Origin of the sequence: Algoriphagus sp. Y33, assembly GCF_014838715.1 — a bacterium.
In the GTDB taxonomy this organism is placed as follows: domain Bacteria; phylum Bacteroidota; class Bacteroidia; order Cytophagales; family Cyclobacteriaceae; genus Algoriphagus.
In genome coordinates this window covers 3,246,962-3,268,891 of the sequence record NZ_CP061947.1, presented here as the reverse complement: position 1 = coordinate 3,268,891, position 21,930 = coordinate 3,246,962, and the positions used below count along the sequence as shown (strand labels likewise).

General features: G+C 42.0%; 18 protein-coding genes. 12 read left to right on the top strand and 6 right to left on the bottom strand.

The genetic code is table 11. From position 1 onward, the window contains the following. Positions 1-2 precede the first annotated feature (2 nt). Together ID165_RS13115 and ID165_RS13110 are read left to right on the top strand one after the other, a co-directional pair. Positions 3-614 (top strand): tRNA-(ms[2]io[6]A)-hydroxylase, encoded by a 612-nt coding sequence (locus tag ID165_RS13115; RefSeq protein ID WP_192085291.1) that lies wholly within the window; start codon positions 3-5, stop codon positions 612-614. A 106-nt stretch (positions 615-720) separates the two neighbouring features. Further along, positions 721-1,965, top strand: coding sequence for an ABC transporter permease (locus ID165_RS13110; RefSeq protein WP_192085290.1), 1,245 nt, complete (start codon positions 721-723; stop codon positions 1,963-1,965). Between the two features lie 19 nt (positions 1,966-1,984). Here ID165_RS13110 and mscL read toward each other — a convergent pair whose 3' ends face one another. Next, entirely contained in the window at positions 1,985-2,449 is a 465-nt protein-coding gene (mscL, locus tag ID165_RS13105) for a large conductance mechanosensitive channel protein MscL (protein WP_192085289.1), read from the bottom strand. Between the two features lie 208 nt (positions 2,450-2,657). Here mscL and ID165_RS13100 point away from each other — a divergent pair, with 208 nt between their 5' ends. The 4 genes from ID165_RS13100 to ID165_RS13085 all read left to right on the top strand — a co-directional run bounded on the left by ID165_RS13100 (position 2,658) and on the right by ID165_RS13085 (position 8,596). After that, entirely contained in the window at positions 2,658-2,906 is a 249-nt protein-coding gene (locus ID165_RS13100; RefSeq protein ID WP_192085288.1) for a Rho termination factor N-terminal domain-containing protein, read from the top strand. A 34-nt stretch (positions 2,907-2,940) separates the two neighbouring features. Then, on the top strand, positions 2,941-3,789 hold the full coding sequence (locus ID165_RS13095) for an SDR family oxidoreductase (protein ID WP_192085287.1): 849 nt from the start codon (positions 2,941-2,943) through the stop codon (positions 3,787-3,789). A 261-nt stretch (positions 3,790-4,050) separates the two neighbouring features. Then, the gene (locus ID165_RS13090) at positions 4,051-7,113 is read left to right on the top strand and encodes a TonB-dependent receptor (RefSeq protein ID WP_192085286.1); all 3,063 of its coding nucleotides are present in this window, start codon (positions 4,051-4,053) and stop codon (positions 7,111-7,113) included. A 19-nt stretch (positions 7,114-7,132) separates the two neighbouring features. After that, complete coding sequence (locus tag ID165_RS13085) at positions 7,133-8,596, top strand: RagB/SusD family nutrient uptake outer membrane protein (RefSeq protein ID WP_192085285.1); 1,464 nt, start codon at positions 7,133-7,135, stop codon at positions 8,594-8,596. A 3-nt stretch (positions 8,597-8,599) separates the two neighbouring features. On the opposite strand, the gene ID165_RS13080 is transcribed toward ID165_RS13085, so the two are convergent. From ID165_RS13080 to surE, 5 genes are all read right to left on the bottom strand, one after another. Beyond that, positions 8,600-9,364: a DUF3891 family protein gene (locus ID165_RS13080; RefSeq protein ID WP_192085284.1), complete on the bottom strand. Its 765-nt coding sequence runs from the start codon at positions 9,362-9,364 to the stop codon at positions 8,600-8,602. Between the two features lie 11 nt (positions 9,365-9,375). Further along, on the bottom strand, positions 9,376-10,809 hold the full coding sequence (locus tag ID165_RS13075) for a Y4yA family PLP-dependent enzyme (protein WP_192085283.1): 1,434 nt from the start codon (positions 10,807-10,809) through the stop codon (positions 9,376-9,378). A 2-nt stretch (positions 10,810-10,811) separates the two neighbouring features. Beyond that, a complete protein-coding gene (locus tag ID165_RS13070; protein WP_192085282.1) occupies positions 10,812-12,617 on the bottom strand; it encodes an FAD/NAD(P)-binding protein in 1,806 nt (601 codons plus the stop codon). A gap of 31 nt (positions 12,618-12,648) precedes the next feature. Continuing rightward, positions 12,649-13,632, bottom strand: coding sequence for a 2,3-diaminopropionate biosynthesis protein SbnA (gene sbnA / locus ID165_RS13065; RefSeq protein WP_192085281.1), 984 nt, complete (start codon positions 13,630-13,632; stop codon positions 12,649-12,651). Between the two features lie 331 nt (positions 13,633-13,963). Further along, on the bottom strand, positions 13,964-14,698 hold the full coding sequence (gene surE, locus ID165_RS13060; protein ID WP_192085280.1) for a 5'/3'-nucleotidase SurE: 735 nt from the start codon (positions 14,696-14,698) through the stop codon (positions 13,964-13,966). A gap of 65 nt (positions 14,699-14,763) precedes the next feature. On the opposite strand from surE, the gene ID165_RS13055 reads away from it, so the two are divergent. The 6 genes from ID165_RS13055 (at position 14,764) to ID165_RS13030 (ending at position 21,920) form a co-directional block, all read left to right on the top strand. Next, entirely contained in the window at positions 14,764-15,651 is an 888-nt protein-coding gene (locus tag ID165_RS13055) for a diacylglycerol kinase family protein (protein ID WP_192085279.1), read from the top strand. Between the two features lie 110 nt (positions 15,652-15,761). After that, complete coding sequence (locus ID165_RS13050; protein WP_192085278.1) at positions 15,762-15,932, top strand: hypothetical protein; 171 nt, start codon at positions 15,762-15,764, stop codon at positions 15,930-15,932. A gap of 190 nt (positions 15,933-16,122) precedes the next feature. Then, positions 16,123-17,409, top strand: coding sequence for a sorbosone dehydrogenase family protein (locus tag ID165_RS13045; RefSeq protein WP_192085277.1), 1,287 nt, complete (start codon positions 16,123-16,125; stop codon positions 17,407-17,409). A 63-nt stretch (positions 17,410-17,472) separates the two neighbouring features. Then, the gene (locus ID165_RS13040; RefSeq protein WP_192085276.1) at positions 17,473-18,663 is read left to right on the top strand and encodes an AI-2E family transporter; all 1,191 of its coding nucleotides are present in this window, start codon (positions 17,473-17,475) and stop codon (positions 18,661-18,663) included. A 193-nt stretch (positions 18,664-18,856) separates the two neighbouring features. Further along, positions 18,857-19,258, top strand: a complete 402-nt coding sequence (locus tag ID165_RS13035; RefSeq protein ID WP_192085275.1) for a hypothetical protein — start codon at positions 18,857-18,859, stop codon at positions 19,256-19,258. 520 nt (positions 19,259-19,778) lie between these two features. Further along, positions 19,779-21,920, top strand: a complete 2,142-nt coding sequence (locus ID165_RS13030) for a catalase (protein ID WP_192085274.1) — start codon at positions 19,779-19,781, stop codon at positions 21,918-21,920. Positions 21,921-21,930 lie beyond the last annotated feature (10 nt).

The following is a 21,930-nucleotide window of genomic DNA, read 5'->3' as shown; positions in this document are numbered from 1 at the left end:
TTATGAGTTGGGAAGAAAGCACCAGACAGAAGATGTTGCATTTGAAGCTGCCCACAGATCCCAGGTGGGCAGGAATCGCGGAAATGCAGCTGGAAGATGTGCTTACGGATCATGCCTACTGTGAGCAAAAGGCAGCATCTTCCTGTATTAGTTTGATTTTGCGATTCAATGATTTGGATGAAGTGGTGGACACCCTTACGCCAATTGTAGCAGAGGAATGGGGACATTTTGAACGGGTGCTTGAGCAGATTCGCAAGAGAGGCTTGAAATTCGGCTTTCCCAGAAAAGATGAATACGTCATTCAGTTGGCCAATTTCGTAAAAAAAGGGGGGAGCAGAATGCAGCAGCTCACAGAACAATTGCTGATGAATGCGTTGATAGAAGCGAGAAGTTGTGAACGCTTTAAGCTGCTATCTATCCATTTAGAAGATGTTGAGCTACAGAAGTTCTACTATGAATTGATGATTTCTGAAGCGGGACATTATGTTACATTTATCGAGTTGGCACGAAGGTATCAAGATCCGCATTTAGTGAACGAACGATGGCAGGAGTGGCTGATTTTTGAAGCAGAAGTGATGAAGAGTCTAGAGGTTCGGGGTGACAGAATTCATTGAGTGTATCTTAAATTTTCTAGTTGAATAGTCATTTCCCCGGTAATTATTTATAATTGGGATATGTAGGTGCGATTGTACTTTAAACTCGTTCCATTACGAACACACTATGAATCTGATCGAAAACGTACGTGAAGCTGTGCGCTCCATAAAAGTTAATTTACTCAGGACCATTCTTACGGGTGCCATCATTGCAATAGGAATTTCCTCACTGGTAGGCATGCTAACAGCTATAGATGGAATCAAAACACAGATAGCAGATAGTTTTTCCGGTTTGGGAGCAAATTCTTTCGATATCAGAAATAAGGGTTTTAGTGGAGGAAGAGCTATTCAGGATGGTAAAACAGAGAAGACTTATCCTAAGCTTACCTTTAGAGAAGTGATGAATTTCAAAGAGAAATACAATAGCGTGGGGATTTCTACAGTATATACATCCGTTACAGGAGCTGCGGAGATTAAGAGGGGCTCTAAAACCACGAATCCAAATGTGAGGGTTCGGGGAGGGGATGAAAACTATTTGAGTATCAAGGCTATGAAGCTTGAGTTTGGGAGGAATTTCTCCTCTATGGAAGTTCAGAATGGCTACAATGTTTGTATTATCGGAAAAGAATTGGTCACTACACTTTTTGAAGCCAATGATGACCCGCTAAATCAGAAAATCACTGTATTGGGCCGGCCATATACAATCGTCGGAGTGCTGGAGGAGCAAGGTGGTGTGGGCCAGGATTCAGGTGCTGATCGACAGATCCTGCTACCTATACAAAATGCAAGTCGCTTGGATCAGCAGGGAACTTTCAATTATAACATCACGGGAGTCGCCTCGGGACCTGAGCGGATTGAGTATGAAATGGGACAGGCTATTGGCATGATGAGAGAAATACGTCAAGACCGGGTTGCCCAAGAGGATTCTTTTGACTTGACTAAGAGCGAGTCTGTAGCCGAAAGCTTGGAAGAAGTAGCCGGTTACTTAAGAATGGGAGGATTTGGTATAGGTTTCATCACTCTGCTGGGCGCTTCTATAGGTTTGATGAATATTATGCTCGTGTCTGTGACCGAACGAACCAGGGAAATTGGTATCCGTAAGGCTTTAGGGGCCACACCGCTCAGAATCCGACAGCAATTTCTGCTTGAAGCTATAATGATCTGCATTTTGGGAGGGGCTATGGGCGTGATTTTGGGCATTTCCATTGGAAATGTTATCGCCTTGGTGATTGGAGTGGGAGGATTCCTGATTCCATGGCTCTGGATGATGGTGGCTTTTATGATTTGTATTTTCGTTGGTCTGGCGTCAGGTTTTTTCCCTGCTTTCAAAGCCTCCAAATTAGATCCTATAGAGTCCTTGAGATACGAGTAAATATTAGAACGATTATCCCTTATTTCTCAGCTTGTTTTCCGTTTTTATCTTCTAGAAGCTGAACTTGCTTTTCCATCAATTCGGCCATCCTACTGAGTAATTCAATGTTTTTAGGCGTTGTGATAGTTTCATTTTTTGGGTCTTCGGCTTTTTTACGAATGGAGTTCATCAGTTTCACCACTAGAAACACCGTGAATCCAATAATCAGAAAATCTACACTTGCTTCCAGTAGTTTACCATAACCGATAGCTATTTCCTCGGGGTGTGTGACACCAGCTGTAGTGATAGACTCCCTGAGGATAATTTTCTTGTTTTCCAGATTGATCCCATTGGTAAGTAGAGAAAGTGGAGGCAGAAAAATCTCCTTTACCAATACATCTACAACTTTATTGAATGAGGCACCTATGATTACACCGATAGCGATATCGATCATGTTTCCTTTTACGGCAAATTCCTTGAATTCCTGAATCAACTTGATTTTCATGCTGGGTTTATTTAAAATCCGGTGATTAACTTTTAATCAATTGGATTGCCAAAATCAGCTTCGTTCCAATTAATCGCTCATCGATTTCGGCATTTTTTATGAACTCATACTAAGAGAACAATTGATTAAGGCAGCAAGGGGATCCCTAAACATCGGTGTCCTAATTCTGCAAAAAAACCGCATTATTTAACTTTAAACAATAGAAATCATGACTAAAGACCATGGCCCAAGCATCAAAAATGATGAAAAATACGAGGCATTATTAAGAGAAGGAATGAGCAAAACTAAGGCCGCCCGGATCGCAAATACCCCCAATTCGGGTAAAAAAGGCGGCAATGCCAAAAAATATGAGGAAAGATCAAAACAGGAATTGTACGAAAAAGCAAAAGAAGTAGGAATCGAAGGCAGAAGCAAAATGACTAAGAAGGAATTGATTTCTGCATTGAGAAACTCTTGAACAAAAGTAGCGACTAAACTAAACCATTACGACTATGAAAAAGCCAACTGAATTTAAAGACCAAAAGCAAACTTTGCCAGGGCAGCAAAGCAAAATGAAGCCAATGCCGGAAGTGATTCGCAAAGGGTATAAAGGCAGCGGAAAACTAGAGAATAAAATTGCCATGATTACGGGAGGAGACAGCGGGATCGGCAAAAGTGTTGCGGTTTACTTTGCACGAGAGGGAGCGGATGTGGCGATCGTTTATTTAAGTGAAGACAAAGATGCCCAAGACACCAAAGAGTTGGTAGAAAAAGAGGGAAGAAAATGCCTATTGATTGCAGGTGATCTTAAATCCGAGAGTTTTTGTAAAAAAGCTGTGAATCAATGCGTGAAGGAGCTAGGAGGAATAAATATCTTAGTGAACAATGCAGCAGTGCAGTTTCCCGAAAGCAAACTCACTTCCATCACAGCAAAGCAGCTCCATGAAACCTTTGAGACTAATATTTTCTCATTTTTTCATTTAGCCAAATTGGCGATTCCTCATTTCAAGGCAGGTGACACCATCATCAACACAAGTTCTGTGACCACCTATCGTGGCAGCGAACATTTGGTGGATTATGCAAGTACCAAGGGCGCAATCGTGGGATTTACCCGCTCCTTGGCATTGATGCTGGCCAAGGACAAAATCCGGGTAAATGGAGTTGCGCCTGGGCCGATTTGGACTCCGTTGATTCCCGCCACATTTGATGATGTCACTAAGTTTGGGCAGGATACTGCACTGGGAAGAGCAGGACAACCAAGTGAAGTTGCTCCCGCATATGTTTTTCTGGCGAGTGAGGATAGCTCTTATATCACCGGACAATTTATCCATGTAAATGGGGGGGAAATAATCGGTGGATAAGGAGAATGTTGAATGAATTGTTTAGCAGACAAGGATTTTCCGGGACATAGTGAGGTTAGTAATCCACATACTGTTGAATTTTAGGAGCATATGAAAATCCTGTCATTTGAGAAATCGGCGATTGATAAGATGTGAAAACTGCGAATCAAGCATGTTTGGGATGTAGTGATGATTATAGTAATCTACTGGAATACTAGTTGACTGTAAGAATGATAAGAATGAGACAATAAACCCCAATTGTTTCATTATAACCAACCGACTATGAAAAAGATTTCAGCCTTATTTTTTCTGGTTAGCATTTTCTTTGGTATATCTACTGATGCGCTGGCAGAAAACCATTCACCAAGCTATCTCCAGGACACGGTTCCGCAGAGAGATTCCATTCCACCCCCTGCAATAGCTCAGGCTGATGGATCCATTTCAGGAATCGTCAAGGACACAGATGGAAATCCATTGCCTGGAGCCACTGTCCAGATCAAAGGATCCGAGAAAGGTGCTATTACCGATGATTCGGGAAACTATACCATAGCTATACCGGCAGACCAAAAAGGAGTCGTGCTGGTATTTTCTTTTTTGGGCTTTCAGCCAAAGGAAATGAGAGTGGGTAATCAGACTTCCATCGATGTGACGCTGATAAGTGACGACCAAGAACTGGATGAGGTTGTGGTAATAGGCTACGGTTCTACCAGAAGGGCAGATCTTACCGGTGCTGTGGCACAGGTTAACAGGGAGGAAATTAACGCTTTCCCCGCGTCCAATGTCATTCAGTCACTTAATGGACGGGCTGCGGGCGTTCAGGTCATCCAGAATAATGGGGCACCCGGAGGTGGTGTCTCGGTAAGAATACGTGGTGCCAATTCCATCCAAGGCGATAACGATCCCCTCTATGTGATTGACGGGTTTCCTTTTTCGGGAAATCCCACCAACCTGAACAATGCGGATATAGCAAGCATTGAAATCCTGAAAGATGCTTCGGCCACTGCAATTTACGGTTCGAGAGGAGCAAACGGAGTGGTTCTGATCACAACCAAAAATGGCTCCGGTTCAGGAACAGTCGTTGAGTTTGATGCGGCATACACTGTTCAGACATTAAGGGAAAAGCTGAAGCTGATGAATGGAAGACAGTATGCCCAATTGATGAATATACAGGCAGAAAATGATGGTTTGTCACCTTATTTTACAGAGGCAGAAGTCAACGGGTTCGGAGAAGGTACGGACTGGCAAAATGAAATTTTCCAACAAGCACCCATCAAAAATACTTCGCTGAGCATATCCGGAGGAGGAGAAAATACCCAGTTTTTAATTGGCGGAAGTGCTTTTCAGCAGGATGGTATCATTGAAGGGTCAGACTATGACAGGTATTCTATCAGATCTACTATAAATCACAAAATCAGTGACAAGTTCAAGGTAGACTTCAATAGCACAATGAGTAAACTGGTGACCGCACGGAGAGATAGTGAAGGCGGATCCAGAGGGAATAGTATGATAGGGGCAGCACTGGGAGCTTCGCCGCTCTCAAGTCCCTATTCCATGGATGAGACTATCAATAATCTGGCTGATGATTTTCCTTTTGTTTCGCCGGATATGATTAATCCGCTCTATTTTATCAACGAGCAATCCACTGTAATCACCGCCAATGTGATATTGGCAAATGCCGCTTTGAGCTATAATCCCATACCTGAGATTACGATCAAAGTGTCCGGTGGTATAGAAAACCGTGACGATAGGACTGACACTTACAGAAGTAGAGAATTTATTAACAGTAATGGGAATGCGAGTATTACCACTGGGCAGTATATAAGCCGTCTTAACGAAAATACAATTACTTATGCAGACGTGTTTAATGAAAAACATGATTTGAATGTATTGGCAGGTTTTACTTATCAGGATTTCACGACCAAATTTCTGGCAGGCAGCGGTACGGGATTCTTGAGTGATCTCTACGAAACCGATAACCTAGGGGCTGCTGAAACACCGGGTATCCCAACTTCCGGATATGCGAATTCGGTTTTATTGTCTTATTTGGGAAGAGTGAATTATGGTTTTGCCAATAAATACCTCTTTACGGCATCTTTCCGGGCAGATGGCTCCTCTCGATATAGTGAGGGGAATAAGTGGGGTTATTTTCCCTCGGGAGCCATCGCTTGGAAAGTATCTGAAGAGGATTTCATGAAATCTCAAGAAGCTATTTCTACGTTGAAAATCCGTTCGAGTTGGGGGGTGACCGGATCACAGGCAATTGATCCCTATGCTACACTGAATAGGCTCTTTCCGGGGTACACGGTTTTCGGAGATGAGTTGTATAATTTTTTAGCTCCCGGGTCTACGTTACCCGGAGATTTGAAGTGGGAAACCACCACACAGTTTGACTTGGGATTTGATCTGGGACTTTTACAGGATCGCATCGTATTAGGTGCTGATTATTATCTCAAGACCACGGATGATTTGCTGAGCACAGTGCGTTTGCCAAGTTCTTTTGGTTACACTACTACAATTGACAATGTGGGCTCTATAGAAAATAGGGGGATAGAATTAAGTCTTTTTGCGCAGGTGTTTTCTTCAGAATTTCGCTGGAGTTTAGATGGCAATATCTCCTTCAATCGAAACAAGGTGCTGAGTCTGAATGATGGACAGCCTATACTTACCAATTTCATTAATGTGATTACTGTTGCGGATAACTTCTCAATTATGGAGGAAGGAAAACCATTGGGGCAGTTTTGGGGGTATCAGGAAGATGGTTATACCGACACAGGAAATATCAGGTTCAAAGACCTAAACAATGATGGGGAAATCACGGAAGCTGACAAGACCTATATAGGGGATCCAAATCCTGATTTTTTCTACGGATTCAACTCCAATATGACATACAAAGGTTTCCAATTGGATCTGTTCTTCCAAGGAAGCCAAGGCAATGATATAATGAACGTCAGTGCGGTTTCCGGCACTATGGATTATGGACAGGGACTGAATATGCCCGAGGAAGTATTGTTGGACCACTGGACTCCGCAAAATACGGATGCGAAATATCCAAGAATCAGCAGAAGTTCTACTGCCCGTGTGTCGGATAGGTTTGTGGAAGATGGCTCTTATCTACGTTTGAAAAACATCTTGTTGGCGTATAATTTCCCCCTTAAGAATGCTCAGGGGAAATTCCTCAAAAGCCTTAGAGTCTATGCGAGTGGGCAAAACCTCTTGACTTTCACCAAGTACTCATGGTGGGATCCTGAGGTGAACAGTAAAGGGGGGGACAATAGATTGGGAATTGACCACTTCAGTTATCCTATTCCCAAATCCTACACCATCGGTATAAATGCAACTTTTTAATCCTCAAATGAATCAAGCCATGAAAAAGTCAAATAACTGTAGATTATTAAATTCTAAACTGATGATAGCCGGTTTTCTGGCTATCGGAGGACTTGCGGGTTCCTGCGACAGTCTGTTGGAGGAAAAGCCCAAAACCATCGTAACGGAGAATTTCTATCAAAGCAAATCTGATTTTGATGCAGCTACCAATGCGATCTATTTTCCATTGCGGATGGTACGCTCCGAACAGATCGCCATCCTCAGTGCCCACACGGATTGGGGCTACGGACGTGGGAGTCGTGCACAATACAATGATTTTCAGGGATTCAATCCCACTAATATTAATGCAGCGGCTGAACGATGGAGTAGATTCTATGAAGGAATCCGAAATGCAAATATTGTGATCGGGAAAGTGCCTCTAAGTGAAGAATTGACGGAAGATGAAATGAATAGCTATTCCGCTGAGGCTAAATTTCTCAGAGCGTTGACCTACTTTGACTTGGTAAGAAACTGGGGAGGGGTGCCTCTTCGAACTGAGCTCAATATAGAGCAAAAAGATGTGCCCAAAAGTACTCAGGAGGAAGTGTATACCTTAATATTGGCGGATCTGGCAGATGCTGAGCTGCACCTTCCTACTGGTGCATCAGCTCCGGGAAGACCCACTCAATGGGCTGCAAAAACACTGCTTGCGGATGTTTATCTTCAATTGGAAGAGTATGAGATGGCAAAGATGAAAGCCCAAGAAGTAATGGAAGCAGCAGTATTCCGTTTGGTACCTATTGCCTCTGTCGATGATATCCGCGAGAAGATTTTTGGTGCTATGTTGATCACCTCCAGTGAAGAGATCTTTGCGTTCAAATTTACCAGACAAACAGGACAAGGAAACGGATTGCCGTGGATTCTAAACCACCCAAGTACAGGACTTTATAATTTTGGCGGTGCCTATGCTCATTATGGGGATGCTACCAACCCTTTTCACAAAGAATGGGACGAGGGTGACCTGCGTAAAGGACTTTGGCAACTAGTTGACTTTGGATTGGGTGATTCTACGATAGTGAATGGTAAATATGCCGAGCCACAGGCTGTGGACAATACCGGTGCAGGAAATGATATTCCCGTCTATCGTTACGCTGAGTTGCTCCTCATTTATGCAGAAGCCTCTGTAAAAGTGGATGGGCCGACCGAAGAGAATCTGGAAGCACTCAATCAAGTCCGCCGTAGAGCCTTTGGGCTCGATCCGGTGACAGTTTCAGAAAAGGATTATGTACTGGAGGAGCTGACTTCGGATGACTTCTTCGATCTTATTTTACAAGAGAAAGCTTACGAAACACAGTTTGAAGGCAAGCGGTGGTTGGATTTGAAAAGAACAGGCAGAGCTGAAGAATTTCTTATGAAGAATAAGGGAATCACCATTGCGGAAAAACATTACTTATGGCCAATACCGTTGGAAGAGCTTAATTTCAACGCAGCAATGAGTCCAAGTGACCAAAATCCCGGCTATTGAAAATTACAATTCATGTAAAAAGGGCATAGCAATATGCTCTTTTTTCTTGATTACAAATTCCCTTTCCTTGGGCTGAAGAAAGTCAAGATCGTTTCTTAACGCTTCATCTTCACTATAAAAATCGGTAGTAGTGGTATAATACTCAGTGTAGAAAATTACCTCATCTTTCTCGAAGACCCAGGGATCAAGCTCAAAATTTCCGTCGGGAAGTTGGGATATTGAGATCTTCTCTGATCCACTGATCGGATCAATCTCTACAGGAGCTTTTTGATTCTTGAAGTCATTTTGACACAAGGCAAGCGAAAGGTCATCGCAAAACCGCAGTACCTGATAGCATTGAGAAACTTGCTCATTCTTTAAGCCAAGGTTGGACATTATTTCCTGACAGGATTGGTCTATGTGATCCAGAAACTCCTGAACTTCCGGTTCCTTGGATTTGCCATATAGTTTTTGGAAGTGGGCCGAAACCATCAGTACAATAAAACTCGATTTGTATTTTGCACTTTGCAGTACGGACTTTGCTTGTTTCAAGTCTACTCCCTTTCGCTGCCGATAATCAAGTGGTGCTCCTGAACCGGTTAAATTATCCCTTTTATTCCATTTAGGCTGATTGTTATCATGTTCTCCTATACTCTCTATCCCAGCTGCCCAATAGTTGGGAAGGGGCCAAATTTTACTATTCAAATTCATACCGATAGCCATGGCCAGCAGGGCATGTGCTTTGTGAAAGAATATTTTCCAGCCTTTGTCGAGAGGGCTTACTATCATTTAAATTCTATTTAGAGGTTTTCATCATTTTGAAAATGAGTAGAGCTTATTTTACCGTTTTCAGTAGTTCTATTCCAGATCAAATTGGTAGCTAAAGGAAACAGATGAGCACTAGATTCAAAGAAATGCATCATATACCCTGCTGTATTGACAAACACCACTAGGTCACCTACCATAGGGAGTTTTGGCAATCCTATTTTTCGCTTCAGTAGTACGTCCCTTTCCAAGCAGTAAGCACCTGTGAAATATACTTCTACGGGCTCTTCTACTTCGTCCGTCTGGTAAATTACAAATGGATCCAACAGAAAATCAGCACTTCCACTTAGCATCTGAGTCATATTCATTTCTAATCCAACTAACCTATTCCCTTTGGAATCCACTTTTCGGTAGGCAACTTTCGCTATAGTCAACCCTACTTGATCCAACATGGACCGTCCGGGCTCCATCCTGATTTCTAGTTGAAGATTTTTGGCAATTTCACCCAAACTCTCATTCGAATGGGGCTTATGAGATAGTATTTCCCGCAGTGAATCTCCTTTTGAGACAGGACTCCAGAAAGGATACGTTTTTAATTCCCCATGCATGACTCCACCTACTGCTTCCAATCCCAACCCCTGGTTTTCATATGTTATCTCGCTTGTTTTTTCACCAATTGCTTTACGAAGCTGTTGATTAAAATAATCCCACTCCGACTCATTATTCAGGTAATTCATCAGAATCCCTCCTCCTATATCTATGAATTCTGTTTTCAATCCCTTCTTGGATAAGAGCTGTGAAAAAGCGAGACACTGGGCTAAGGAAAATCTTCTTTCTTCTATGGAGTAACCATTAATATGAAAGTGTAATCCTTTATATTCTAAAAGATGGTATTTGTCTGACTCAATGAAATTGGCAGTGATGAAATTATCAATGTCCAGTAAGTCAAAGCCAAATCTGCTGTACAGCTTTTTCTCATTCAGAAAGAATCCACTTACCCGAAAACCGATATTCGCTTTTTTATTTTGGTCTTTCGCAACGGTCTGCACTAAATCACACTCATCCTCATTGTCCAGAATGAGTAGGCTTCCATGATGAACAGCTTTCTCTACCAGCTGCCTGTTTTTTACAGCAGCAGTGATAATTAGCTCCGAAGCCTCAATTCCCATTTCCAGACATTGGGTATATTCCCGGAGGCTGGCGGTGTCTATTCCCATTCCAAGCGCGTATGCTTTTTGAACCACGCCCTTAGTTTTATTGGCCTTTCGGGCGAGGAATATTTTGTGCTTTAATCCAAACTCTTCGAAAACGCTTTGATAAGAGTTGAAGTTCTTCTCCATCGTGTCCACTTGGTGGATATTTATCGGTGATCCGTACTTCTCCAGAAGTTCATTCAACACAGTTTTTTCCTCCATGAGTTCATGCATCCATGGAGAGGTAATCGGAGTCAATTTAGGTAAATTCGTCATCACTAAATGGTTGTTGAATTAGATACTGGCTGTAAGGAGCGGCAGTGTTCTGCCAAATCTTTCGCCCAGCCACTGACGAAATCATTTCTTTTTCGGGAAAGCGTATCATTGTCATAGGTAAGGCCTTCCGTGGGAGTTCCTACAAATGTGAGTGATTTATTGGCGAAGCCGGTTTCGTCTAGTGGCTGCCCTTTTTCGTTGATTGAAAGACAGCCTGGCCTGAAGTCAAGTCGTCCCTCCAGTCTATTGACATACGGAAAGATGAGTTGATTTTCCAGCATGTTGCCATACAGCTCTCCTGCACACCGGTGTAACTGAATTTTGGGAATTCTCGCATCCACCAAGTATTCCACAGAGATATTTTCTTGTCCGCTTATAGTAAGCGAAATTTTATCTTTTTTTGTGATTCGAGGATTTCGGCAAAAAGAGAAATCTATTAATCCTGCTTGGGCCACTGCCAGAATTTTTTTCATGTTTTCGATAGGAGGTCCATAAGAAATCCTATTCAGATGCCCCGCATATTTTTCAAGGAAGATCTTCTGGGATTGTGGTTTTAACCCCCCGAATTTATAAAGCTCGTTAAAAAAATCGCTTAGGTGCCTCCAAAGATCAGCTGTAGCGGCAAAAGCACTTTTTTCCACCCCGATTTCCGCTTCATCAATGCTTTTCCGCATAAACTGCATTGTTTGATTAGACAGATTTTTGACAGAAAGCGGTTGACTTAAAAAGCTGTGAAAATTGAAACGTTCAATATCGGGATACTGCTTGTGGAAATTTTCTATTTGGAACTCGACTTCGGTGAAATCCCTTGATAGCACCAGTTCATTTCCCTGTTCCTTGAACTTCTTGCTATAATAAACAGCTTTAAACTCCTGTTCAATAAATGGCAAAAGCTGTCTTTCAAAATCATATTTTCCATCCAATGGCTCAACGAATTCAAAAGAGTCTTTCCGGAAATAAAATGGCTTAACTGAAGGCTTATCAAATGTGTTTCCGCGTGGAATCATCATCAAACCTGATTTTGAAAAAGGATAAATTATCTCGGGTTCTAGTCCTGATCTGATGTAGGAGAGGCTGCTTTCATCATTTGTTTCAAATTTTCCGTTTCTACCTTCTGTCAGAGCCAGAACTGCATCAATGAACGTAAGCCCCATTCCCTTGATGGCAACTCTACTTCCTGTGGGTATTGTGTCAAGTCGTTGATTTACAGGGTATATAAAATCTATTCGGTGGGGCTGAGGAAGTAAATGGGGGGCATTGATGCAGGGATGACCAGTCGCCACAAGGATGTTGTGGAAGCCGTTAAGTTCTTTTGTCGAACTGTTGGATTCTCTAAAATAAATAGTGTAACACTCCTTTTCTTTTAGAATATTATGGACATCGCCTACATGTTTTACACAAGACACTTCTTCCGGACAGTTTCGAAGAAGATCTTCGAACCCCTCGCAAAGATATCTACCAACTGTGGCACGGGATGAAAAAGTATATGCACTGGCATCAGGAAATTCTTCTGCATGATCACTTAACCACTCAACAAACGATTTGGGCTCTGAAACTATCGGCTTTGGTTCTCCTTCGGGCCACATATTAATATAGCCATTGACGTAGTTCATCAATAAATAGGAAGGTTGGTCTGGGTTGTAAATATCTCCTGCACCGAAAGCGTTTGACTTATTGAAGAGATGGATTTCGACAGGACATGATTTTTCCAACTGAGTCAGATTTGCAAGCAAACGCTCTAACCCGTAGAGTCCTTTTGGGCCAAGTCCGACTATTGCGATACGTTTTGAAACAGTTTTTTCGATCATTTGAAGCTTCTTTAGTATTCGGGGGAATTGGTTAAGCCAGAACTTTTTCAAGCTCCATAATATTCTCTTTCACCCAATCTTCATTGTATATCGTATCCAGATATCTTTCTCCCCTGTCACATAAGATCATGGCGATTGTAGCACCATATGGCAAGGAAGGTGCTAGCTTATGCACTGCCCAAGCCACTGCCCCAGAGCTGCCTCCACACAATATTGCTTCAGAATTCAGAAGGTTATGGCATCCTTTGACGCATTCTTCGTCATTGACATGAACCACATCGTAAATCGATTCTCTCTGCAGAAACTGGGATTTTCTTCCTGCGCCATGACCGGGGATTTTCCTGTCTCCTGCCGGCGTACCAAAAATTACGCTGCCTACAGCATCTACAGCAACTACTCTGGTTCTCAGCTCATTTTTTTGCACGTATTCTGCACAACCCATGAGAGTTCCGCAGGTACTGGTGGCGGCGAAAAGGTAATCCGGTGCCTTACCGAGATCTTTGATTATTTCATGCATTGTCTGCTTATGGGCAGCAGGATTCTGAGGGTTTCCATATTGATTGGTCCAGAAGCTTCTAGGGTTGGAATCCAATATTTCTTGAACTTTGTCCAAGCGAGCCTGTAAATAACCACCCTCCTTTGCAGGGAAATTGACAAAATTGACTTTACCTCCGAAGGCCTTTATGATTTTAATATTTTGCTTATTGACCATTGGATCTACCACTACTTCCAGATTCAGACCGAAGTATTTACAAGTTTGGGCTAGTCCTATGGCCATATTTCCTGAACTGGATTCTACCACCGTGTCTCCCTTTTTTAATTTTCCGATCTCCATCGCGTGGGTGATCAACTGCAGTGCGGTACGGTCTTTAATACTTCCGCCGGGATTAAATGACTCCATTTTAGCAAAAATCCGTTGTGGAATGTCGGGGTATAGTCTGCTTAGTTTAATCAATGGAGTATGTCCTACGGTATCCAAAATTCTGGAATAGTACGGTTGATGGGGGAAAGTCATGTAATAGTTGGTTAGAGTATGACCATCTTGAATACTAAAATCGAACCTGTAACTTTTCTTATCGTATTGCGGAAAATTTTTACTTCTGTTTTTGCATTAAGTTTGGCTTTCCCACGGAGGCTAGCTGATAGGCTACCTTTACCAATTATCGGATAGAAGTGGCATAGAGTGGCTTTTGGGAAATAATATGAAGAACCAATTTCTGACCAAAAGCAAGTTTGGGATTTATAAATTAAAAGAATTGGATAGAATATCAGGGGGCACAAATTTCAATTAGACTGTAGAATTCTCTACAACATCTAGGAAAAATTCACCCCATCCATTTAACTCATTACTTGCTGAAAGTATTCATTTCCGTAAGTTTCGCCAGTTGAGATTCATCGGTCAAATCCAACCTTAAAGGAGTTAGAGAAACCAGGTTGTTTTCTAAGGCATAGCGATCCGTCCCTTCTTCAGAATTTTCTAACGGAACTACTGTAAACCAAAAATGCTTTCGGCCCATAGGGTCTTCGGATGGTTTTACCAGTCCGTCATACTGACGCACAGATTGTCTGGTCCAGGTGATTCCCAGTGGAGAGAAAGGGAAGTTTACATTCACCAATTTAGGTCCTTCTTGACCAAGCAAGTAAGAGATTACTTCTCTTGCATAAGGCCTAATATGAGAGAAATCATACTCCTCTATTTGGGTGGGGGTACTGAGTGCAATACCTTTTATTCCGAGCAATGCGGCCTGTTTTGCGCCGGCTAGCGTGCCGGAATGCCACATGGAATTCCCGAGATTTGGACCTAAGTTGATACCTGAAAGAACCGCATCTACTTTCTCCCAATGAAAGCTGCCCAGCGACACACAATCTGCGGGAGTTCCATTGACTCGGTACGCGTCGAAATTTCCGATTTTTGTTTTGCGATAGGAAAGCGGTCTAGTCGCAGTGATAGCATGTCCCATAGAGGATTGCTCCACATCAGGAGCTACGATTCGCACGTGGCCAAATTCAGCAGCGACTTCTGCCAATTCCAAAATTCCGGGGCTATAGACTCCGTCGTCATTTGTGATTAAAATATTCATGGTTAGTCAGTTTGGTTTCCTTTTAGCACGCAAATAGCAAGCAGAACTTTCATATCACCCGACTGATGAAGATTATATTACTCCACAACCCAACCGCAGGAAACGAAGAATTTCCACTCTCCAAGATTACAAAATCGCTTGAAAAGCAAGGGGCAAGCGTGATTGCGCAGAATTCCAAGGAGGACAATTACGAAAAGGTACTGGATCTCAGTTGCGATCTGATCCTGATCGCAGGAGGTGACGGCACTGTGGAAAAAACTCTCCTCCAGTTTCGCAACACTAAATACCCAATCGCAATTCTTCCTTTTGGCAATGCAAATAATATTGCAGGCAGTCTCGATTTGACAGATTATTACAAGAAAATTGTGGGTCAATTTGAGAAAAAGGACTTTCGGTACCTCAGCATTGGGAAATATAAGACCAGGGAAGCTAAAGGATGGTTTTTAGAAGGAATGGGCTGGGGGATATTCACAGCATTGCTTCTGGAAAAGAGTAGGAACAAAAAAATGGAAAGTGATGGGGAAGATAAAGTGAGCTTTGGGATCGAAAACCTGATCAGATTGGAGTCGGAACTTCCTGTGCAGGACTATACAATCAAATTGGATGGCAGGGACTATTCGGGAGCGTACATCTGGGTTGAAATCATGAATACGAAGCAGCTGGGACCACGACTGGAGCTGGCTCCCGATGCTGACCAAAGTGATGCCTATCTGGATGTAATGTTGATAAAAGAGCACCAAAAGGAAGAATTAAAGACCTTTTTAGAGGCTCAGAAAAAGGGGACGGAGCCCAGCCCTTTTCAAACTATCAAAGCAAAAAAAATCAACATCAGTACATATCTTCCCTTTCATGTGGATGATGAGTTGGTTGAACATCGAACGCTCTACGAAGGAATCCCTAAAGTGAAAGTATCCTTAACAAAGCATCAGTTGAAAATTCTAAAAAACGATTAACCACAACGCTTAGAAAACATGAAATACCCATGAGAATGGCTTTTCATACAGAGGGATGATTATTCACCGAGCGAGATTCCATCTGACCTCTTAAAACAAAATATAAACAGATGAAATCAATCCGGAATGGCATGTGGGGTTTTGGCCTGGCAAATATTCCCATCAAAATGTATTCGGCTTCGGAAACACGGATAATAGGTCTGGATATGATTGATTACAAGCCTCATGCAAGAATCCGATTTCTGCGTGTCAATGAGAAAACGGGAATTGAAAATATATAGGAAAGTTAACTTCTTCTACCGTTTAATTTGCAACCCAATTTGGGTATTATTATTCTCATATGTGAAGGTATAAGGCGGTTTCTCGATTATAAACAACCTACTAACAGTCCATACGGTACGATATGCCTACCATATCTTTTTTGGCTGTATCATTGATCTTTTTGCCACGAAAACCAAACCTTAACTACCAATGGGCTTTAAATCTATACTTACTTTATCCCTTATATCAGCGGCTACGTTTAGTTTTGTTTCCTGTCAGGGGAGGGTATCCAATAACGAGAAGGAAGAGATTTCTCAGTCAAATCCCGACACGGTACAAACTGCAATCGGTGAACTGATTTTACCACCTCCCTATTCTTCAGAATCAGTAAAGAACCATAGCAAAGTAGTAGGCTGGTCGGAAGGTAAAATGCCTACGGCTCCTGCAGGATTTACTGTCAGCAAATTTGCAGACGGACTGGACAATCCCAGAAATACATATGTTGGTTCCAACGGAGATATTTTCGTCGTAGAAAGCAACACAAAAGGTAGTGCTGACCGCATTACCATTTTCAAGGATAAGGATAAAAATGGCGATTATGAAACCCGTGAAGTTTTCAAGCAAGACTTGAATAGTCCTTACGGAATGCTTATTCTAAATGACCATTTTTATATCGCCAATACCGACGGGGTATATAGATTTCCCTATAAATCAGGCCAGTTGAAATTGGAAGGTGAAGGAGAGAAAATCGTCAATTTACCTGCCGGTGGTTATAATAATCACTGGACAAGAAATTTGATTGCGGGCGAAGATGGTAGTAAAATCTACATTTCTGTTGGGTCAGCCAGCAATAATGCCGAGTACGGTATGGAAGAAGAGCGCAGAAGAGCAGGGATTTTGGAAGTCAACCCTGATGGTAGCGGTGAGATTATGTATGCGAGTGGATTGAGAAATCCGGTAGGCATGTCTTGGAATCCTATTACCAAAGAATTGTGGACGGCAGTAAATGAGCGTGATGAGTTGGGTGATAATCTAGTGCCCGATTATATTACCAGCGTGAAGAAAGGAGGCTTCTATGGGTGGCCTTATTCCTATTTCGGTCAGATCGAAGACCCAAGGATGGAAGGAGAAGCACCTGACTTGGTGGAAAAAGCGATTATTCCTGAAGTTCCGGTGGGAAGTCATACAGCTTCTCTGGGGCTGACTTTTTATGAAGGATCCACTTTTCCTGGAAAATACAAAAATGGGGCCTTTGTAGGTCAGCATGGTTCGTGGAACCGTAAAAACCTAGCTGGCTACAAGGTGCTTTTTGTGCCGTTTGAAAAAGGCAAGCCATCCGGTGAGCCACAGGATTTTTTGACGGGATTTGTGTCTGATGCGGACAATTCGGAAGTCTATGGACGTCCTGTGGATGTCACTGTGCTGCCTGATGGTTCATTATTGGTAAACGATGACAGTGGTAATACTTTGTGGAAGATAACCTATACAGGGAATTAAACTAGGGAGTTTGATTACTTAATATCAAGAATAGGGATTCAATCCATACTTCTTAATAAGGAAATGAAATCAAAAGAAATTCTATTATTTACAGTACTTCTGGTGCTGGGAACTTACTTTTTTATAGTAGGTGCTATTGAAGCTGCGGGTTTTCTCAAGCCTGTAGCAGTAGCATTATTATTGACTTTGATTTGTATTCCACTTTGTAGAAAATTGGAAAGTTGGGGGCTCTCACGCGGGTTTTCGGCATTTATAAGTGTGACTTTAAGTTTGTTGGTATTTATTTCATTTTTTGTGATCATATCAGCTCAAGTGTCCAATATCTCCGAACGATGGCCTGAGGTGAAAAGTAAGATGCAGCCAAAATTGGAAGAGATTCAGCAGTTGATTTCAGATAAAACAGGCCTTAATTTCCAACAACAATTCGATATGTTCTATCCTTCAGGAAATTCCGAAGGAAATGCAGCCCCAGATGAAAACCCTAGTAATCCAGCTGATCCATCTAAAGCTCAGCTTTCTTCACCACAGCAATTCGTCTCAGGTGCCTCAGAAGAAATCGGAATGATCGTGAAGAATTTCTTTGGCTTTTTGGGAAGCACAGGTCTTACATTGGTCTACCTGTTCTTTATGCTTTTGTATAGAAATAAGGTAAAACGGTCTATTCTGAAGTTTTTTAGCATGAAAAACAGAAAAGAGGCGGAGGAAGTAATGAGTCACTCCATAGGACTGGCTCTTAATTTTGTCGTTGGAAGATTCACACTGATTGTTTTTTTGGCCATCATTTACAGTATAGGCTTATCTATCTCAGGAATCCAAAATGCTATTCTTATTAGTGTAATAGCGGCTATATTGTCGTTGGTGCCTTATGTAGGCAATATCATTGGTTACGGACTATCCATTGTTATGGCGGTCTTTTCAGGTGCTGAGATGTGGGGCTTGATTGGAGTTTCGGTGACTTTTGGAATTGCGCAGTTTGTAGAAAGTTATATTCTTGAGCCCTATGTGGTAGGAAGCAAAGTGGAAATCAATCCTTTGGTCACCATAGTGGTTGTGGTTTTGGGAGGTTCAATTTGGGGTGTTGCAGGGATGGTGTTGAGTATCCCTATTGCAGGTATAGCTAAAATTATTTTTGATGCTACTCCGGCTTTATCACCTCTCGGTTATGTCTTGGGCGAAGAGGATATTGAGGGCAAGGATGAGCAAAATATCCTTAGCAAGTGGGGTGAGAAATTATGGGCTAAACTCAGCAAATAGAACTGCTTCTTATAAGCAATAAGCGAGAGAAGAAATCCCCAAAACGGGGAAAACCATAAAATAATCAGAACTACTTTTTATAAAGCAATAGCTTAAAATTGTCATTTAGAAGTGGGAATGGACTATAAATTTACTTGGGTTGGATTTTGATATAGTAAGAGATATAAACCTATTCAATTAAATCTAACCGATTATGAAAAATCAGATATCAGTATTTGCATTGGCACTGTCCTCCGTGATGTTCGCCTGCAACGAAAAGAAAGAGTATGGTAGCGTCACAGAAGATGGTACCATGGTAGTGGAGGAATCAACTTCTGTGGAAGAGAAAACGAAGGCAGGAACTGACTCCAGTATGAGATTGACAGATGGCACCAAAATACCTCTAGTTATCAACTCTACAGATTCAATTAATCTGCCACAAGAATTGCTGGAAGTCATCGAGAATATAGATGAGATCCATCCTGATAGCATTTTGGTCAAAAGGAGGTATGAAGAAAATAACATTACCTATTATGAGTTAGAGTTCAGAATGAATAACGGTCCTAACCAGACTTTTACGTTTGACGAAAAAGGCAAGCGAAAATCCTTGGATTAAATCCGGATTATGCATTAGGTTTCGTTGTGAGGACATTAATTGCAAGAAAATAGCAATGTAATGGCTGATTTTGAAGCAATTAATGGCTGTAATAGAATTGCTAATGCATATTTCGGGTTAAACTATGCCAATAGATGATGTGGGTTTTTTACCTGCATCATTTTTTACCTTCTTGCTGTAGGATTGATTTTTAACCTCATGATGAGGAATTTTTGAATCAATTTTTTCAAAATACAAATCCATTGACAGGGGTATTTTGGTCTCCGACTTTTTAATTAGAATAAGTTTGTAATGTGTCGAAATGTTTAGTCATCTTATATCAATACATCTAATATGCATGATATAGGCTATTAGAGGTTAATAAGCCCTAGTTGCTGTTTTATGGTAAAGGAGTCAAGGACATAAGAAGTCGATGCTAATGATGTGTAAGGTTGTTTTAAAAAAGGTATATTGACTTTGCTTCCGTGCTTGGAATGTTTTTAGAGGAATGATCTTGTAAAACCACTAAAGACAAACTATTATGGCTGAAAAAGAGAAGACCCCAAAAAATTCTGAAAACCCAAAAATCGATGACCTCTACATGAATACAGAGGATGGAAGCGGGGAGGCAATGACTACCAATCAAGGATTGAAAATCAATGACGATCAGAATTCCCTCCTTGCAGGAGAGCGGGGACCTACGTTGTTGGAAGATTTTCATTTCAGAGAGAAAATGACCCATTTTGACCATGAGCGGATTCCTGAGCGTATTGTCCATGCCCGGGGAGCCGGAGCACATGGCTATTTTGAATCCTATGGAGATCTTTCCGAATTCACCAAAGCGGGATTCCTTGGAGAGAAGGGGAAAAGAACACCTGTATTTACGAGATTTAGTACTGTGGCCGGATTTAAGGGTTCGTCTGATTTGGCTAGGGATGTGAGAGGTTTTGCTGTTAAATTCTATACAGAGGAAGGAAATTATGATTTGGTAGGGAATAATATGCCTGTATTTTTTATTCAGGATGCCATGAAATTTCCCGATTTAATTCATGCAGTAAAGCCTGAGCAACACAATGAAATCCCGCAGGCAGCTTCTGCCCACGATACATTTTGGGATTTTATATCGCTGATGCCAGAAAGCATGCATATGATCATGTGGGTGATGAGCGACCGCGCATTGCCTAGAAGCTACAGTATGATGGAAGGATTTGGTGTACACACTTTCCGTTTTGTAAACAAAAAGGGGGAATCTTTCTTTGTGAAATTTCACTGGAAGCCTGTAGCAGGAACTTATTCGCTCACGTGGGATGAAGCCCAAAAAATATCGGGTCAGGATCCTGATTTCCATAGAAGAGATCTTTGGAATGCTATCGAAAACGGCAATTATCCTGAATGGGAATTAGGTGTGCAGATAGTTGCTGACAAGGACGAACATAAGTTTGATTTTGACTTATTGGACCCCACCAAACTTATCCCCGAAGAATTGGTTCCCGTGAAGTTGATCGGGAAAATGGTGCTGGACAGAAACCCAACAAACTTCTTTGCAGAGACAGAGCAGATTGCTTTTCATCCGGGACATCTAGTGCCTGGAATTGATTTTTCCAACGATCCGTTGCTTCAGGGAAGATTATTCTCCTATACAGACACGCAGCTTTCCCGCTTGGGAGGGCCTAATTTTAATGAAATCCCAATCAACCGACCGATTGCGCCTGTGCACAATAATCAACGGGGAGGACTCATGCGACAGACAATCAATACGGGACAGACCAGCTATCACCCGAACAATATAGGAGGCGGGTGTCCTTTTCAGGCTAAAATGTCAGAGGGAGGTTTTGTGTCACATCAGGAGAAAATCGAAGGGCATAAAATTCGTGCAAGAAGTACAAGTTTCATGGATCATTTTAGCCAAGCCAAACTTTTCTTCGAAAGTCAGTCAAAAGTAGAGCAAGATCATATGATAGAAGCACTGCGCTTCGAACTGGGTAAAGTAAAAAGTGAGGACATTAGAGAACGGATGGTAGGAATGCTGACATACGTCAGTGAGGAGCTGGCGAAGCATGTCGCTGAAGGACTGGGAATCAATCCGATCACCAAACCTGAAGAGCCGCTAAATCATAGCTTTCCTGCAGATGCTGACCCGAAAGATTATGAGCCTAAAGAGGTGAAATCGTCCGTCCAAAAATCCGAAAAACTAAGTCTGATGGCTTCAAACGGAAAAGGGATCAAAGGACGTATGATAGCTATACTCGCAACTGACGGTGTAGATGCAGAATCGCTAGAGCACTATAAAAAGGCACTTAAAAATGAAGGAGCAGAAGCAAAAATAATCAGTTCACATTCTGGATCGATATCAGATTCTAACGGTGGAGCTATCAAAGTAGACCATAGCCTGTTGACTACTGCATCTGTATTGTTTGATGCTGTTTTTGTCCCTGGCGGATCTAAAAGCATAGAAATTCTTCATAAAAACCCGGATGCAATCCGATTTGTGGATGAGGCTTATAAGCATTACAAATTTATCGCAATCAATGGAGACGCTATGAGATTATGGGATATGACTTACGCTTCCAAAAACGCCAGCCCTAAAGGAGTCCTGTTTGACCAAGATGCAGCAGCCTTTGTCGAAGCTATCGGACAGCATAGAATCTGGGATAGAGAGGACGCAGCGAGAATACCTGTATAATACTTTGCGG